10 protein-coding genes are annotated in these 14,603 nt (G+C 60.4%); 1 reads left to right on the top strand and 9 read right to left on the bottom strand.

Annotation, left to right across the window (positions count from 1 at the left end):
* From PLU72_13605 to ord, 3 genes are all read right to left on the bottom strand, one after another.
* On the bottom strand, positions 1-638 hold a 638-nt coding region (locus PLU72_13605; GenBank protein ID HOT29216.1), incomplete at its 3' end, for a PLP-dependent lyase/thiolase.
* On the bottom strand, positions 635-919 hold the full coding sequence (gene ortA / locus PLU72_13610) for a 2-amino-4-oxopentanoate thiolase subunit OrtA (GenBank protein HOT29217.1): 285 nt from the start codon (positions 917-919) through the stop codon (positions 635-637). The genes PLU72_13605 and ortA, both read right to left, overlap by 4 nt.
* 36 nt (positions 920-955) lie before the next feature.
* Positions 956-1,996, bottom strand: a complete 1,041-nt coding sequence (gene ord, locus PLU72_13615; protein ID HOT29218.1) for a 2,4-diaminopentanoate dehydrogenase — start codon at positions 1,994-1,996, stop codon at positions 956-958.
* A 503-nt stretch (positions 1,997-2,499) separates the two neighbouring features.
* Here ord and PLU72_13620 point away from each other — a divergent pair.
* Complete coding sequence (locus PLU72_13620; GenBank protein ID HOT29219.1) at positions 2,500-6,390, top strand: PD-(D/E)XK nuclease family protein; 3,891 nt, start codon at positions 2,500-2,502, stop codon at positions 6,388-6,390.
* 55 nt (positions 6,391-6,445) lie between these two features.
* Here the strand turns inward: PLU72_13620 and PLU72_13625 are convergent, their stop codons facing one another.
* From PLU72_13625 to PLU72_13650, 6 genes are all read right to left on the bottom strand, one after another.
* A complete protein-coding gene (locus PLU72_13625) occupies positions 6,446-6,736 on the bottom strand; it encodes a hypothetical protein (GenBank protein HOT29220.1) in 291 nt (96 codons plus the stop codon).
* 124 nt (positions 6,737-6,860) lie between these two features.
* On the bottom strand, positions 6,861-8,918 hold the full coding sequence (locus PLU72_13630) for an alpha-amylase (protein HOT29221.1): 2,058 nt from the start codon (positions 8,916-8,918) through the stop codon (positions 6,861-6,863).
* A 157-nt stretch (positions 8,919-9,075) separates the two neighbouring features.
* On the bottom strand, positions 9,076-9,825 hold the full coding sequence (locus PLU72_13635; GenBank protein HOT29222.1) for an alpha/beta hydrolase-fold protein: 750 nt from the start codon (positions 9,823-9,825) through the stop codon (positions 9,076-9,078).
* 252 nt (positions 9,826-10,077) lie between these two features.
* Positions 10,078-11,814, bottom strand: a complete 1,737-nt coding sequence (locus PLU72_13640; GenBank protein HOT29223.1) for an NADH-dependent [FeFe] hydrogenase, group A6 — start codon at positions 11,812-11,814, stop codon at positions 10,078-10,080.
* 24 nt (positions 11,815-11,838) lie between these two features.
* Positions 11,839-13,683, bottom strand: a complete 1,845-nt coding sequence (locus tag PLU72_13645) for an NADH-quinone oxidoreductase subunit NuoF (GenBank protein HOT29224.1) — start codon at positions 13,681-13,683, stop codon at positions 11,839-11,841.
* 12 nt (positions 13,684-13,695) lie between these two features.
* Positions 13,696-14,214 (bottom strand): NAD(P)H-dependent oxidoreductase subunit E, encoded by a 519-nt coding sequence (locus tag PLU72_13650; protein ID HOT29225.1) that lies wholly within the window; start codon positions 14,212-14,214, stop codon positions 13,696-13,698.
* Positions 14,215-14,603: the final 389 nt, after the last annotated feature.

The following is a 14,603-nucleotide window of genomic DNA, read 5'->3' on the forward strand; positions in this document are numbered from 1 at the left end:
GTTTCGATGCCGCGAATGGCGAACGGCGTGTACAGCGAGGCATTGAAGAAGCCAGTCTCCTCGAGCGTCGTCAGCATGACGTAGAACAGCTCGGGACCGACCGTCAGTTTGTGCACCTCGGCGCCGAACGCCTCGCATTTGCGGCCCTTCTCGACGATCTCGGGCTGGCCGACGCCACGCGAGTCGTATACTTCCTGCAATACGATGCACTTGAGCCCGCGCTGGGCCGCCTGGGAAGCGACCGCGGCGCCATAGTTGCCCGACGTGGCCGTCGCGACCCCCGCGAAGCCGCGGCGCTTCGCCTCGTAGCAGGAGATCGCGGCGCGACGTGCCTTGAAGCTGCCCGACGCGTTCGCCGCCTCGTCTTTCAGGAGGATCGTCGCGCCCTTTCCGGGAGCGCTGATCTTCCTGACCGCCTCGGTCAGGTTTCTCAGCTCGAACAACGGCGTATCGCCGACCTTCGTTTCGCGCTGGATGCGAACGAGCTCTTCCAGCGTGAAGCCGGTGTCGCGCATCATCTTCTCGTAGTCGAAGCGGACGGGCGACTGTTCGTAGGCCGAAAAATCGATGCCGAGCGAAGCCTTCATGATCTCGTTCTTGCGCGCCATCACGGCGGCGTAACTCATATCACGACTCATGCCTGGCCTCCCAGTCCGATTCTGAGAAGTTCCGGCACGGTCTCGCCGAAACTGTGGCTGTAACTCGGGTTCACGGTGCGAAGGGTTCCCGTCAGGGTGCGACCGATCAACGTCCGGATCGTAGCTTCCGCGCCGACCTCGGCCGGCGCCGCCAGGAAGCCGGAAATCCGACGCACATAGGGCGTCGCCCGCGTGTCGTCGGGAACGCTCGGCGCCCGCTGTGCAGGCGTCAGAATGACCTGTTCGATCTCGACCCAGGTCTCAGCTGGAATCTTGTTCATGGTATCGTCAGCAGGCGGCCGTGGCCACCCGTTGCCTCACAGATGACGTTCGAAAGCGCTCGGTCCCATAAGGGCCGACGGTGCGGGGAGGTCGATCATACGCTTGAGACCTGGGGAGGCGCGTTTCACGATCGGGATCATGTTGACGGCGATGCCGATCGTGCCGATGCCGCCGGGGATCTCGGGCTTGATCGCGAGATTGATGCCGGGCGTTCCGACGATCGTGATATAGTCGCCGGTATCCACATTTTCGGCCTCGGGTCGAACCTGCTGCGGGTGGATGAGCCTGACGACTTCGGTCTTGCCGCGGTAGCCGATGCCGATGTGGCGACAGCCGGCGACCATGCCGGCCTTGACCTTCACATACGGGGTTTCCCGGTCGGTTTTCGAGATGATCGGCTCGCGAATTTCCTCGAACCGGTCCACGCCGAGACCGAGCGCGTGCGAAATCAGGGAAATGCTTTCGCGGAAGCCGATGTGGCCGACGATGGTGCCCATGGCGAGCCCCTGGGCAAACTCCTCGGGCGTGGTGCCGACGCCCTGGGTCTTCATGACGGTCGGGCCGAAGCACGACAGATCGTTGATGCGACTGGCCTCGATCCGCTCGACGTTGTGGCAGACGCCGCTGAGGCTGATGACGAGGCTGTCGAGCACATAGCCGGGGTTGATGCCGGTTCCGATGACGACGACGCCGAAGCGCTTCGCGAGCATGTCGAGTTCCTTGGCGAGCTCGGGCTCCTGCGCGTATGGTTCGGCCATCTCCTCGGCGATGGTGATGCAGTGAATGCCGGCTTCGATGATCGCTTTCATCGCGTCGAAACATTTCCGTGTGAAGGAGTCGATGGCTAGCAGAACGACATCGACGCTCGCCTTTTTGAGAATGCCCTTCTCGGTCGGCGACACCTTGACTCCAAGCTGTTTTCCAAGACCGAGCACATCTCCGAGGTCCTTGCCAGCGGCACCGGGGCGTTTTTCGATCGCTCCGACCACCTGCAGGCCATCCTTCTCGAGCATCAGCTTCACCATGCCGCTGCCCATGGCCCCCAGGCCCCACTGCACCACACGAATCGGCTTCATTGCTGCTGTATATCCTTTCCGGTTTGTGTTGTTCTCCGGATGAAACACCCGGATGTCCCGTGCATTATACCACGCCCGCCCTTCTCGGCAAGAACGGGCGTTTCGTTCATATCAAGACGAGCGCACCTGTTTCACAACCGCTGAATCGCAGAGGGCACAAAGCTCACAGAGTTCCCACAGATACAAAGACCGTTTTACCGCCGAGATCCTCCGTTGAAAAAAAGAAGGATCATACGACAACATACCAGACGAAGAGGCGCTGAGGAAGAAGCGAGATGAAAAAGAAAGGCGGTGAATCCTTCGAATTTCAACATCCCAGAGAATTGAAAGAATCTCTGGGAATCCTCCGTGTTCATCGTATCCTCCGTGCTTCGCGTCTGGTCGTCCGTGGTTCGGGCAGAAACCCATCGCGAGGCTCCGTCCGAACCTCCTGCTGCTTTCGGCAAGTGAACTGGTTTATAATACGAAGGCCTAGTCACTCAAATCTCCTGGAGGGCAGCGACGTGCCAGACGACAAGAACAAGCCGAATCTCTTCGAGCGCCTCTTCCGCAAAACGAAGGAAAACCTCGAAAAGCCGAAGACGCCCGCCCGCCCCCCAGCATCTCCCGCCGCGCCGCGCCCCACCACCCCGGCGGTTGCCCGTCCCCCCGCTCCGCCGCAGGCACAGCCAGGCCAGGACAAGAAGATCAAGATTCCCCTGACGGGCGGCAAAGTGGATACCTACCGCCAGTGTCCGAAGAAATTCCAGCTCTCCTACCTGGAAAAGCGTTCCTCGGGAAAGGCGGTTTCGCCGCATCTTTCTTTCGACACCTCGCTTCACACCGCGCTGAAGGTGTTCTTCAAGAACCGCAGGAAGGGTGAGCTGCCCCGACTCGACGCTCTCATGGCGGCCCTCGACGGCTCCTGGGACAACCGCGGTTACGTCACTTCCGATGAAGAGCTGGAATGGCGCCGCAATGCGGAAGCGGCCCTGCGGCTGTTTTTTTCGAAGATCGAAGTCGCGTTTCCGAACACTCATGAGGTCGACATGTTTTTCAAGGTCGATCTGTTCGGTTCGGAATACTCGGGAAAATTCGACCGTGTCGACATTCTGCCCGACGGCACCTACGGCATCGTCGATTACAAGACCGGCAAACCACCGCTGGGCGGCCAGGCCGAGCTGGAAGCGAACGTCACCCTGAACCTGCTGTTCCACGTCGCCGACATCATCTGGCCCGGCAAGGTCCAGACCATCACCCACCATTTCCTGCGCGACGGGTCGTCCCTGACCGTCCGGCGCAGCGACGACCGCATGGCGCTCGCGAAGAAAGCCTATCTCGATGTCGGGGAAGGGATCTACCAGAGCCGCTTCGAGCCCGTCAGATCATCGGCCTGCCCGTGGTGCGAGCATCAGGAGATATGCCCCGTCGGAAGGATTCCGGCGCTGACGGCATCCAAGGTCCGCGCTTTCCTCGATTGCCCGCATAAATATGCTTCGATATATGTTACGCGCACCGCCGCGAAGGCGGACGAGGCTCCGTCAGTCGATCTCGCGTTCGATCGTTCTCTGCACGATGCGCTGACGGCGCTGCACCGCGACTATCGGCCCGGACACGAGACAGAGCCGGCCGCCTTCGCCCTGAACGCCTTCTACAAGGCGATCCCCTCCGTTTTCGCGGAAGACTCCGTGCTGTCGATGAAAGAAGCCGGCCGTGAGATGCTGATCCGCTACTGCGCCCAGGACTACGTTGCGAGCCATACCCGCATGATCAACGAGTTCCTCAGCGTCCTGACCGACCGGTACGAGTATCAGGCAACGATCGACCGTATCGACGGCGACGCGGCAGGCAACCTCGAATTGATCGATTACAAGACGGGAAAGCGCGTGCTCGACGAGTCGGACATGCGCCAGGACCCGATCATTGCCATCACCTGCGCGGCCGCCGCACGGCGATGGCCCGGCAAGGCGAAAAAATTCTCTCTGCTTTATTTAAGAACCGGCAGACGCGTCACGATCGACATCGATGAAGCAGTCGTCGCGCGGGGCAACTCCCTCATCGACGAGATCGCCGACCGCATCAGAAACCGCCAGTTCGAGGCCCTCGGCGGCCCATCCTGCGCCTCCTGCCGGGCCAGCGGAACATGCCATGGCGAGCGCATCTCCATCTCGATGGCGAAGCTCCAGACGATGCGCGAGTGCCCGAAGCGATTCAAGTTCAGATACATCGACAAAGCACCGGTTCCCGAGCGGGAGCGCCCCGCACTCACCTTCAGCCAGCTGCTGCGCGAGACTCTCCGCGAATTCTGCCTTTCCGGAAAACCCGCCGCCCTTGCCGACCTCGAGGCGATGTTCGACACCAGGCTCGCCTCGTCAGAGAACCTTTCGGCAGCGGCCCGGATCCAGCTCCGCGATCAGAGTCGAAAAGCCCTCGCCGCCTTCCATGCCTCATGCGGGGGGACGCCTCCCCGTTCCAAGCACATCGGTTTTCAGGCCCGTGCGAACATCGACGGGTTCCTTCTCACGGCCAACTTCGACCGCGTCGACGTCTTGCCGAACGGCACGTATAATATCATTATCTATAAGACCGGAAAACGCGCCCCGACCGCGCACGAGACCGCGACCGACATTTCCGGCATTCTCGCCTGGGCCGTCGCGGACGGGAACTGGCCGGGCAAGATCGCCCAGGTCACGCACCAGTATCTGATGACCGGAGACACCGTCGCGTTCACCGCTTCCGACCGGGACCTCGAGAAACTCAAGCTCGCGATCGGTGAGTTCCATGAGGCGGCTTCGTCGGAAAGCTTCGAGGGCAACCGCAATCCGCTCTGTCCCTCGTGCGACTACGTCGAGAGCTGCGAGGACGCCAAACGTCTGCTGCTGTCGCCGAGCAAGATCAACAGTTTCACCTCCTGCGGGCTGAAATATCGCATGAACTATATCGACCGCGTCCCGCGCGAGCCCCGGCCCACCCCGCACTTGTCATTCGATCGCACGGTACATTACGCGCTCCGCGAGTACCACGAGACGAGCCTCGGCGCCAAGCCATCCACCAGCCCGTTCCGCGGCCTGATCGCGAAATACTGGACCGGCGAGGGCTTCACGGACTGGGACGAGGAGCAGATGTTCCGGGCCCGGGCCGTGCTGATGCTCGACGCGTATTTCGAGGCGCTGACGGGAGCCGAGAACCCGGTGATGTTCGAGACCTCCGCCCGATGGACGCTCGACGGCATGGACCTCGTCGTCCAGATCGACCGCATCGACGAACTTCCCGACGGAAAATTCGAGATCATCGACTACAAGACCGGCAAGAAGATGCTCGACGAGCGCGTGCTGGCCGACGACATGGGGGTCATGAACCTGTTCATGGCCGCGAACCAGCGATGGCCCGGCCGCGTCGCGAAGGCCTCCTATCACTACATGGCGGTGAACAAGCGCGTCAGCATCTCGCCGACCGAAGCCGAGATCGCCGCCCACACTGCCCGCGTGCGCGCCCTAGCAGACGAGATCGGAAAGGGCGTCTTCGAGCCCAAGAAAGGCGCGCTGTGCAACTACTGCGAGTTCTACGGGCCCTGCCCCGAGTGGAAGGTGAAGCCCTACGTCGTCGCCGGCGAGACGCCGGAGGTGTTCCGCAAGCGCATCAGGCTCAGCTACTCGAAGATGGGCCTCTACGAGAACTGCCCGCGCGCCTACGGCAGGCTCTACATCCAGCGCATCCCGCCGAAGCCGCAGCCGTTCTTCAGCTTCGGCACGACGATCCACGAGACGTTCGAGAACATCTATGATCCCGCCCACCCCATCGAGAAGCCGAGCCTGGAAGAGGTTCTGCGCATTTTCGAGGAGGTGCGCATGACGCATCGCGAGGGCTATGGAACCGCCGAGGCCGAAGAGAAATACCGTCAGGACGGCATCCGTCAGCTGAAGATGTATTACGAGCGCTTTATCCGGAACTGCGAGTTCCGGCCGGCCCACTCGATCGAGGATTATTTCGAGATTCCATGCGGTAAATACGCCGTCATGACCGGCTTCATCGACCGCATCGACCGCCTGCCCGATGGCACCTACGAGATCCTCGACTACAAGACCGAGCCGACGATGCGCTCACAGGAAGAGGTCGACAAGGACAAGCAGCTCAGCATCTACTACTGGGCCTGCGAGGACACGATGAATCTCCGCATCAGCAAGCTGTCGCTGTTCATGCTCGACCACGACGCGAAAATCGAGACGACCCGCACCCGTGACAGCATCAAGAAAGTCGTCGAGCACGTCGACGAGATCGCGTGGCGCATGATCAACGAAAAAGAGTTCAAGCCGAAGAAGAACAAATACTGCAAGAGCTGCGACCACCTGCACGACTGCCCGCTCAAGGACGAGATCATGGCCGACCAGAACCTGATCTCGATGAAGAAATTCTGAGTCAGCCGACCCGCACAAGGCGGGAAGCAGGCCGTCGGCCACCGGTTGGCGCAGTTCAGACGGCCCCGTCGCGTTCCACCCAGTCGCGCCGGCGGCGTTTTCCGTAACGCCATAGGCCGACAAGGGCGACGAAGATCAGGTAGGCGGAGAGCAGGTAGATGCCGGTGAAATCCTGGTGCCGCATCAGCTCGGGAACGCTTACGTCGAGCGTGAGTATGTAGAGCGGAGCCAGCGCGAGGCAGACGCCGCCGCCGAGAATCAGGAGGCTGATCTTCAGCATGCGCGAGGGATGGCGCTCGGTGTGCATTTTCCGCGAGAGAATCGGGAAATTATCGCGGGACATCATCGATTCGACATCGCCCGGATGTATCTTCTGATGGACATTGTGCGCGGTATGCGCGCGTGATCTCGGATTTCTCATCCGCTCGGCACCTCTCTCGTAAAACATTTTTCCATATTACATGCAATATTCACCAGGCGAACAGATACGAACTGCCCGCCGGAAGTTCGCTTATTAGAACCCGCTCACGCAAGGGCAGGAAGGTCTCTGCCGCGCCGGACGGCACCAGGTTCTCGAGCCGCGGAAGATCCACCGGCAGCCATTCGGAAAGGTCAATGTTCGTCTCATGGGCCTTCTCGAGATCGCGGTTGAGGACGAACAGGACGTGCTGGCCGCCGCCGCGCCGGATGAACGCGATGATATCCTCGTGGCCAGTCCGGAGAGGGACGAATGAATTCGAGTCTGTCGAGCCGATCGCATCGTCCCATTTCGCCCGGATATCCAGGACGGTCCGGGTGAAGTCGAGCATCGCGGTCGCGCCGTCCCAGTTGAGGGCCGCCATGTCGAACAGCGGAAGCGGTTTGCCCCTGTAGAACGCGAGATCCTTGTCGGTGAAATCGAGGCCGGTGTTGACCGGCCACGTTTCACCCAGTTCGAATCCGGCATGGACGAACGGGATCGAGCGGGGCAACAGAACGTTGAGCAGGAACGCATACCGCGCATAGGCCTCCCCGCCGGGGCGGGCCGCAGCTCGCGGCGTGTTGTGGTTTTCGACGGCGGCAAACCAGGAGAGCGGCACCCCGCGCCTGCCGACGTGATCGAGCAGGCCGTAGAGCCCATCTCGTTTGTATTCCACCCACCAGGCGTATCCGACGACAGCGTTGTAGCCCGCCTTCACGCTGCTCTCCTCGATCGAGAAGTTCTCGGAAAGGAAGGCGAAATTCGGATCGATCTTCCGCGCCGTGTCGACGATTTCGCGCATGAGGCTGACTGGGACGGCATGTCCCATGTCCACCATGACGCCGTCGATGCCGAATTCTCTCTGATAATGCGGAACGAGGTCGCGGATCTTGTCCCACAGCGCCCGGTTCGCCATCTCGTCGCGAGCCAACGCCTTGTCATACATGCGAATTGTATTATATGCAATATAATTGAACCGCGGATGATGCTGATCCTCGTCGCGATACATCTTCAGGTAGGTGACGTCGCCCCACGGCGGCTGGTTGTCGTCCGGCGGCCAGTCCGCAAACGCGCCCGGGATGCGCACTTCGACGTCCTGCCCGGTCGCGGGGTCGAGACCGACGGCGCGGAACTGGCCGTGGTCGTTCAGATGCACAGTTCCCGGCTCCGGCGCGAGCTTAAAAAAGCCCCGATACGATGAGGGCGGCGGGGGAAGCTCGTGGAAGTCGTTCCGGTCGACTTTGTCCTTGATGACCGCCAGTTCCTCGGCCGAAAAGACCGGGTTGCCGTAGGTCGCCTTCGCTTTCTCGATGTCCGTCTCGCCCGGCATGCGGTCCTGCACGGTGGCGTCGATCCAGTAGAACCAGTCGGGGTGTTCGGCGATCCAGTCGCCGTCCTTGCTGGCCGTCCGAAAGACGAACTCGAAGATGACCCGCATGCCGAGCATGTGGCAGGCCTCGACGAACGCCCGGCACTGGTCGTCGACCGACATAGGGACGAGCGGGTCGGCCTGCCGCTCCTCGAGCCGGTAGGCATTCTTGATCGCGTAGGGAGAGCCGAGAACGCCCTTGTTGCCGTCATGTCCGATCGAAGTGACCGGCAGCAGATGAATGGTCGTACAGCCGAGCCTGCGGATGTGGCCCAGAAGCGCGATCGATTTCAGGAATGTTCCGGATTCGCGTATTCCGGCTGCGTTCAAGGTCGGGTCTTTCCCGTCACCGCCGAGCTTTCCATCGCGATCATGATCATACGCGGTCGCGAGCCGCACCATGAGATTGTAGATTTTCTCGCCGCAGATCCAGTTTCCACCGTCGCCGCCGGGAACTTGGCCATTGAGGGAGCGCGTCGGATCGAGACGAGCGTCCTTCGCATATTCGATCGCCCGCAGATGCTCCAGGAACCATCGGGCCTGGTTGACGCCCTTCGGCTTCGCAATCTCGGAAGCCGCGGAACCGACCGGTGTCCAGAGAGAAGGCACAAAATACGCCTCGTTTCCAGATGTCGTTGCGATGCGCTCGAGCTGGGACTTGAGTTCCGCGAAGGCCGATGGGCGTGATGACGACGTCATGTTGTGATCTCCGGCGTGGGCATGGAATGGATTTACACGAAGGCGTCATGACGGATGTCCGTCATACGCGGTGCATGGTAACACAAGGCCGGGCAAATGTACAGCGGCCGCCCGGCAAACAGGATTCTGACGCAAGTCCAGGCATGATCCGTCTGCGTCAGCCGTTCAGCAGATGCTCGAGGAAATAGGGAAGCTGCTTTTTCCACCAGGGCCAGTCGTGGTGCACGTCATGGCCCCAGAAATCGACCCAGGCCGGAATACCCTTGGCGTCGAGAGCGGCCTTCAATTCGCGGGTATCAGGCAACGCCTCGTTTTCCCAGGCACCCTGGCCGACGCAGACCATGATGCGGGTCTTCTTCAACCGTTCGAGGTGACCGTATTCATTCAGGTTCGGCAAGTAGTCGAGCGGCGAGTTGCGGTACACGACGTCGTCCATGTAGTCCCCGATCAGGTGCCGCAGGCGGTAGATGCCGCTCAACGCGATGGTGCCGCAAAAAACGTCTGGATGCCGTAGCAGAAAGTTGACCGAATGATATGCGCCCATACTGCAGCCGATGGTCGTGATGCCCGTCTTGCCGTGCATGTGGTCGTTAATGAACGGCACGATCTCTTCGACGATGTAGGCATCGTAATCTTCGTGGCGCCGGGCCCGCTTCGCGATGTCCCAGTCCTGGCTGAGCCAGGTCTGGTTGTCGAGACTGCCGACCGTGAACAGCTTGATCGCGCCGCCATCGATGTATGGCCTGAGCAGCTCCGTCATACCGAAGTCTTCGAATTCGTAAAATGTGCCCCCAGCACAAGGGAAAACCAGGATCGGCCGGCCCCAATGTCCGTAGACTTTCAGTTCCATCTCGTGGCCGATGCGGTTGCTGTACCACTTTCGATACTCGATATGCACGCGTTCCATCCTCCGCAGATTCAGTCTCGATCACTTGTATCACATCCGGGAAGGATCCCTTCCCATCTTTTTCACCCGCACGTCCCCCTTATCGGCTGCCGAACTGACTTCGCTTACGTCATCTCACGAATGCCGTGACTCTTCATCATCCCCCAGTCCAGTCCGGTACCCGAACACAGCTTGGTTCGCAATCCGTGGCAAAAAAAAATCCCGGGGAACGTCGGTCGGTTCCCCGGGATGCTCATCACATCAGATACCCGCTCATTCGCACTCGCGAGCCTGGTAGTGGGTATGCAGCAGCTTGTGGGACATTTCGCCGCAGGGCTTGCCCAGGAACTCCGCATACAGCTTCTTGATCGAGGGGTTGTCGTGCGACTTGCGGATCTTGCTGTTCTTGTCGTCGCGGTAGATGGCTTCCATGCGCTTGTCCAGGATGGAGGAGTCACCCTTGGTGAAGGGCTGGCCGCCGCCGTTCAAGCAACCGCCGGGACAGGCCATGATCTCGATGATGTGGTAGTTGGCCTGGCCTTTCCGGATCTTCTCGAGCAGTTTGCGGGCATTTCCGAGCCCCGAGGCGATGGCGGCGCGGATTTCGAGATCGCCGATCTTCACCGTGGCCTCCTTGATGCCTTCGAGGCCGCGAACGGCGGAGAAGTCGATCTGCTGCAGGTCCTGACCGGTCACCCAGTCGGCCGCCGTGCGCAGGGCCGCTTCGAGAACGCCGCCCGAAGAACCGAAGATGACGGCGGCGCCGGTCGATTCGCCCAGGGGATCGTCATACGGAGAATCTTCGAGGTGATCGAAGGCAATGCCGGCTTCCTTGATCATCGAGGCGAGTTCCCGGGTCGAGATGACGATATCGACGTCGCGAACGCCGCTTGCATGGAACTCTTCGCGCGAGGCTTCGTATTTCTTCGCCAAGCAGGGCATGACCGAGACGACGATCATGTCTTCGGGCTTCACGCCGATTTTCTTCGCGTAGTAGGTCTTCGCGATGGCGCCGAACATCTGCTGCGGAGACTTACAGGTGGACGGGATGTGCATCAGGTCCTTGAACTGGTGCTCGAAGAACTTGACCCAACCGGGGCAGCAGGAGGTGAGAATCGGGAGATTCTTGTTTTCCTTCAGGCGGGCGATGAACTCGGTGGTTTCCTCCATGATCGTGAGGTCGGCCGAGAAATCGGTGTCGAAGACCTTATGGAAGCCCATCATGCGAAGAGCGGTCACCATCTTGCCCGTGGAGATCGAGCCCGGAGGCAGTCCAAACTCCTCGCCGAGAGCGACGCGCACGGCCGGAGCGGTCTGGACGACGACGGTCTTTCCGCTGTTGATCGCATTCCAGGCCTTGTAGGTGTGATCGACTTCGGTGAGGGCGCCGGTCGGGCAGGAGGCGACGCAGCGACCGCAGTTGGTGCATTTGGTCTCTGCGAGCGGCCGCAGATCGGCCGGGCCGACGACGGCGGTGAAGCCGCGCCCGATGCCGGAGAGGATGCCGACGGTCTCGACTTCGTTACAGGCGACTTCGCAGCGACGGCACATGATGCACTTGTTCGGATCGCGAACGATCGCCTCGCTGGAGATGTCGATATCGTGCTTGGCCATCTCGCCTTCGTATTTGATGCGGTGCAGGCCCATCTGGGCGGCGAGATCCTGGAGCTGGCAGTCGCCGCTCTTCTCGCAGGTCAGACAATCCTTGGGGTGGTTCGAAAGCAGCAGATCGAGCATCGTGCGGCGGGCGTTGATGACGCGCATGCTCGAGGTGACGACCTTCATGCCTTCGGTGGCGGGGGTGCAGCAGGAGGGGGCGAGGTTCGGCCGACCGTCGATCTCGACGACGCAGACGCGGCACGAGCCGGTTTTCGACTCGACCGAGCAGGGGCCGTAGCTCTTGAAGTGACACAGCGTCGGGATGTCGATGCCAATTTTGTGAGCCGCGTCCAGAACGGTCTCGCCTTCATTCACCTGGACGGGAATTCCATTGATAGTCAGATTGATCATGATGTTCGATTCTCCTGAGTCAGCTCATTTGCGGTCAACGGCGTGGAATTTGCAGACAGAGTGGCAGACGCCGCACTTGATGCACACGTTCTGATCGATCACATGCTTCTTCTTCGGCTGGCCCGTGATGCAGCCCGCCGGGCAGTTGCGCGCGCACATGGTGCAACCGACGCAGCTGTCGTTGATTTCGTATTTCAGAAGCTTCGTGCAGACACCGGCTTCACAGCGTTTTTCGTTGATATGAGCCAGATACTCGTGCTCGAACTGGGCAATGGTCGAGAGAACGGGATTCGGCGAGGTCTGACCGAGTCCGCACAGCGCCGTATCCTTGATCGTGACGCTGAGATCCTTGAGGTCTTTCAGGGTCTGCATTGTTCCGCGGCCTTCGCAGATCTTGGTGAGCATCTCGAACAGGCGCTTGTTGCCAATGCGACAGGGCGTGCATTTTCCGCAGGATTCATCGAGGGTGAACTCGAGGAAGAACTTCGCAACGTTGACCATGCAGTCGTCTTCGTCCATGACGATCATGCCGCCGGAACCCATCATCGATCCGAGCCGCTTGAGCGACTCGTAGTCGATCTCGGTGTCGAGCTGGTCGGCTTTGATGCAGCCGCCCGACGGACCGCCGGTCTGGACCGCCTTGAACTTGCGATCGTTCATGATGCCGCCGCCGACGCCGAAGATGATGTCGCGAAGGGGGGTGCCCATCGGAACCTCGACCAGGCCGACCTTCTTGATCTTGCCGGCCAGGGCGAACACCTTGGTGCCCGGGGAACCGGCGGTGCCGATCTTCCGGAACCAGGCGGCGCCGTTTCTGATGATGGCGCAAACGTTGGCGTAGGTTTCGACGTTGTTCACGATGGTCGGCTTCTTCCAGAGGCCTTCCACGGCCGGGAACGGCGGTTTGAAGGTCGGCTCGCCGCGCTTGCCTTCGATCGAGTGGATGAGGGCCGTCTCTTCGCCGCAGACGAACGCGCCAGCGCCGTATTTGATCATGATGTCGAAGTTGAACGAGCTGCCCAGGATCTTCTTGCCGAGCAGACCGAGCTTCTTCGCCTGCTCGATCGCGATCTCGAGGCGCTTCACCGCGAGAGGATACTCGGCCCGGATGTAGATGATGCCGGTCTCAGAGCCGACCGCGAAGCCGGCGATGGCCATCGCTTCGAGAACGGAGTGCGGATCGCCCTCGAGGACGGCGCGGTCCATGAACGCACCCGGATCGCCTTCGTCGGCATTGCAGAGAATATATTTCTGGTCATTTTTCTGCGCCGCGGCGAACGCCCATTTCTTGCCGGTGGGGAAGCCGCCGCCGCCGCGTCCGCGGAGACCGGATTCGGTGACGACGTCGACGACCTGCTTGGGGGTCATCTCGTGAAGCACCTTCGCGAGCGCCTGGTAGCCCTTCACCGCAATATACTGGTTGATATCTTCAGGATTGATCTTGCCGGTGTTGCGCAGGACGATGCGGGCCTGAAGCCTGTCGGGGGTCGCCGTCTCATTTTCCTCGGGGTAGAACCAGGTTCGCTTGACGATTTCGCAGCTGGCGGCCTCGATCCCCTTGCCGGCGGTCTCGACGATCGCGGCGGCCTGGTCGATCTTCACGTGGCCATAAATGACGGACTTTCCGGTTCCGTTGAAAATCACTTCGATCGAGGGCTCGCTGTGGCAGAGGCCCATGCAGCCGACTTCGACGACGTCGATATCGGCCTTGCGGTTGGCGATCTCGGTCATGATCTGATCGGCGATCGGTCGGGTCCCGGCGGCGAGACCACAGGTGCCGAGCGAAACGAGAATCGTGGCACCGCTTTTCCTCGCCTGGGCGTGGAGTTTTTCAGCGTGGGCATTCAATGCGGCATGTGTGTCTATCATGGCTGGCTCCCCTTACTTGCACTCGTTGATGATTTCGGGAACCATCTTCGTCGTCACGTTCCCGTAAACCTTGTCGTTCAGCATCACGACCGGGGCCATCGAACAGGCGCCGACGCATCGGAGGCTGGTGAGCGAGAACTTGCCGTCGGCGCTGGTGTCGCCGAGCTTGAGGCCGAGATACCGCTGGAACTCCTCGACCAGCTTGCCGGCGCCCTTCACGAAGCAGGCGGTTCCCGTGCAGATATTGATCTTGTATTTGCCGACCGGCTCGTCCGTGAAGTAGGAGTAAAAACTGATGACCCCGTTCACTTCGGCCAGGTGAAGACCCAGCCTGTTGCCGACGTGGAGCTGGACCTCACGCGGCAGGTATGTGAAAATACCCTGGGCCTTGTGCAGGCACTGAATCAAAAAGCCGCGGTTTTTCTCGCGGTCTTCGGTGAGGCCGAGACCATCGATGTACCGGTCAAGCTCTGCAGCCTTTTCCGGATACTGCTTGATCAGATTGAACTGTGGATTCGATGAACAGGACATCTCGTTTCTCCTTCGCGCTGCCGTTGTTCTGTGTTCTGAGCGACTTGCGGCCGCTCTGACAAACCATCATTCCATGATTTCCTTGTGAATACAGATTTGTGACGCATGGAACAAACAAAAAAAGGGGTATCACAAGCCTTGTATTCAACTTCAGCTTTTTGGTATGTGAAACATTACACGAAGTGTCGGGACAAGGCAACCTATATTTTCTATTTTCTGGCCGATCCGATTCTTTTCTGGAAGCGAAAGCGCCGCAGTCTGAAGTTTCATCCGTTCACGCACCTCTTCCCCTTGTCGATTCCGGCATGACAAAAGCCGACATCGCGTTCCCGCTCGTGCCGATCCTATCGTGGAAGCGCGAGACTCCCTCCTTACGACAAGCACAGGGC

Source organism: Candidatus Ozemobacteraceae bacterium (assembly GCA_035373905.1).
Taxonomy (GTDB): Bacteria; Muiribacteriota; Ozemobacteria; order Ozemobacterales; family Ozemobacteraceae; genus MWAR01.

What these genes read in the sequence shown, in the direction of transcription:
- ortA (HOT29217.1), bottom strand. Translation starts at nt 919, where the DNA reads ATGAACAAGATTCCAGCTGAGACCTGGGTCGAGATCGAACAGGTCATT.
- ord (HOT29218.1), bottom strand. Translation starts at nt 1,996, where the DNA reads ATGAAGCCGATTCGTGTGGTGCAGTGGGGCCTGGGGGCCATGGGCAGC.
- PLU72_13625 (HOT29220.1), bottom strand. Translation starts at nt 6,736, where the DNA reads ATGATGTCCCGCGATAATTTCCCGATTCTCTCGCGGAAAATGCACACC.
- PLU72_13630 (HOT29221.1), bottom strand. Translation starts at nt 8,918, where the DNA reads ATGACGTCGTCATCACGCCCATCGGCCTTCGCGGAACTCAAGTCCCAG.
- PLU72_13635 (HOT29222.1), bottom strand. Translation starts at nt 9,825, where the DNA reads ATGGAACGCGTGCATATCGAGTATCGAAAGTGGTACAGCAACCGCATC.
- PLU72_13640 (HOT29223.1), bottom strand. Translation starts at nt 11,814, where the DNA reads ATGATCAATCTGACTATCAATGGAATTCCCGTCCAGGTGAATGAAGGC.
- PLU72_13645 (HOT29224.1), bottom strand. Translation starts at nt 13,683, where the DNA reads ATGATAGACACACATGCCGCATTGAATGCCCACGCTGAAAAACTCCAC.
- PLU72_13650 (HOT29225.1), bottom strand. Translation starts at nt 14,214, where the DNA reads ATGTCCTGTTCATCGAATCCACAGTTCAATCTGATCAAGCAGTATCCG.